At 57.9% G+C, this 2,644-nt stretch carries 1 protein-coding gene; it reads right to left on the bottom strand.

Going from position 1 to position 2,644, the window contains the following annotated elements; all coding sequences use genetic code 11:
• A partial coding sequence (locus tag ACJROR_RS04405; protein WP_406546035.1) for a DUF4011 domain-containing protein occupies positions 1 to 2,644 on the bottom strand: 2,644 nt, incomplete at both ends.

Consider the following 2,644-nt stretch of genomic DNA (forward strand, 5'->3'; position numbering starts at 1 on the left):
TCCAGGAAGCGGGACTTGGTCATGGTGTTGGAATGAAGCTCGAGACAGAAGGGAGCCAGCCCCAGCTTGGTAAGCCGATCCTGCACCACCTCCAGAGCCGCCATTTTCGCAGCCACAAACAGCACCTTTTTCTTAGCTTCCAGAGCAGACGCAATAATGTTGGTAATGGTCTGGGACTTTCCGGTGCCCGGAGGCCCCTCCAGCACAAAGCTTTTGCCGGACATGGCCGCCATCACCGCATCGAGCTGGCTGGAATCCGCCTGAATGGGCTGACAGATCTTCCCGAAGGGTACCCGGGCGTCCACGGTCTCAGGCACCTCCTCCGGGCCGAACTGCGGGAGGCCGGCGCATTTCCCGTCGGCCAGAGAGGCATACACGGGACTCCGGCTCCGGAGCATCTCGCTGTTATTGCTGAGATCCTGCCACATGACGAATTTCCGGAAGGAAAAGTTTCCGAGGCAGACGGTCTTCAGGATCTTCCAGCCCGGGGGCAGCACTCTGAGAATCATGTCCTTGACTTCATCCACCGCCACCCCGAATTCATCCAGAGGAAGCTTGCTCAGGGAGGCCCGGAGATCAATGCCGAAGAGCTGTCTCATAAGCTCGATCAGGGAATAATTGACCATGAGCTCCTCGTCCCGCACCCTAATGGCGTAGTTATCTCCCCGGCTTTCCTTTTTGATGTCCACGGGCAGGAGGAACAGCGGGGCTTCATGCTGCTTTTTCGCGGCGGTGTCGTCCTGCCAGAGCACGCTGAAAAGGGAGAGAAAGAGGGAATTCGCGCCGTTCTCGTCATTTGAGGATTTGGCCTCGGAAGCCAGCTTTTTAAGCACCTGCTCCAGGGATTTCCGGGTCTCGTTCTTCACAAAGAGCATCCCCCGGTCCGTAAGGGCCTTGATCACTATGTCATTAAGATCGGCGGAAAGCTCCATGGTTTCAGGATTCATGTCCTTGTTAAAGATTTCCGCATTGACATCGGGCACGGGCACCAGCTTGAAGAACTTCTGATCATGCTCCCGGAACACGTCCTCCAGCTTATCGGGATCGCTCATGTAGAGCCGGACCACGGCTCCCGCTGAGGTCTTCATGTTCAAAAGGCGGTTCCGGGTGGTAAGGTCAAGAAGCTTGTTCTCCCAGATCTGCTCCCGGGTTACCGGCCCGCCCTGCTGCAGCATGGCCATGCTGTTTTTCACGGCCACGCTGCCGGATTCCGCGCTGAGATCCCGGACAAAGCGGGGATCCTCGGTCAGCACCAATGCTCCCGCGGCGTCCCGGGATACCTCCGGGAGCGGCTTTATGCGGCGCTCCCGGCACACGGCCACGGCCACGCACCCCTGAAAAGTCTTCTCGGCGAAGTTCTTGCCGGCGGCATCCGCAGCCTGATTAAAGAGGACGTCCTGAGACAGGCAGGTGGTTTCCACCATGAGAATATCCTGTCTTTCCCGGGCCCGGTACACCAGATCCCGATCCGTCACCACGGGATCATGAAACACCGGTTCCTCGGTAAGCTCCACTCCGGCAAAGGCATGTCCGTCCACCAGGAATAACAGCGGGCGAAGTCCCGCATGCTCCAGAAGGGAGGCATAAAAACAGGTGGTGTCCAGACAGGTGCCGGCCTTTTCATTTATGATCTGGGTAACCGAGCGCACCCGCTGTCCCTCAAAGGAGGCCGGCGGCATGCGGTAGGAGAGCCCCAGCTCCCGGGCGGCGGTGTAGAGGGCCTCGGCCTGCAGGGCCACATACTGAGGATCCTGGGACTGATAGCCGTTAAACCCCGGAAATGACCGGGAGGCATAGCGTTCATCCCGGGACAGAATGCCCTTGAGGATCTCCTGCGCTCTCCCCATAAGAGCGGTTACGGGCGGGGAATTCGGAGTTACAAAGGCCGCCAGAAGCTCCTGATTCATGTTCCACTGATTGTAGGGGGTGATCTCCAGAGGCTCAGAGGCCCAGGCAATAAGCTCGCCGAAGCTGTTTACCACCGTAACCTCCACGGAGGTGGTCACCGTCTCCGTAAGCTCGGCGAACTTCGCTACCTTAAGCCGGAGATCCGCAAGCCTCCCGGATACGGAGATCCGGGAGCCCCGCTGCAAAACATCGGCCTTGATCTCCATTGGCTCAAACACCTCGTAATCGCAGGAGATCTGAATGGTGATGTCCTCAAAATCCCGCTCCGGACTGAAAAAGCGGATATCGGAAATCAGGGGAAAGCCGGCCTGATAAAGAGCCAGGTTCAGGTAGCGGCGGGAAATAATCTCGATTTCAATGTTGCGATTTTCCGGAGATGCGGAATTGCTTCCGGAGGCGTTCCCGCCTTTGCTGTCATGGCGGTCGCTTGGCATATTGTTTTCATCCATGGTGGTGTCTCTCCCCTCCCGGGAGCTCCCGTAAAGTAGTTGACTGTTAAATTCGGCATGGCAGTTTCCGGGGCGGTCAGGGCTGATCCCGTATCTTCGGCCGTCTGCCAGAATGGCCTGATTGACCGCCTCCGTAAGTTTCCGGCGGGATGCCGCAGGATCACGGTACCATGCGCGATCCATCCGGAAAAATTTCCAGCCCCGCTCCTCCAGACGCTCCTGCCGGTAAATATCATTATCCCGATCCGCGGGCTTCGTATGATACGCCTGACCGTCATATTCAATGG

Source organism: Succinimonas sp. (genome assembly GCF_045225735.1).
In the GTDB taxonomy this organism is placed as follows: Bacteria; Pseudomonadota; Gammaproteobacteria; order Enterobacterales; family Succinivibrionaceae; genus Succinimonas.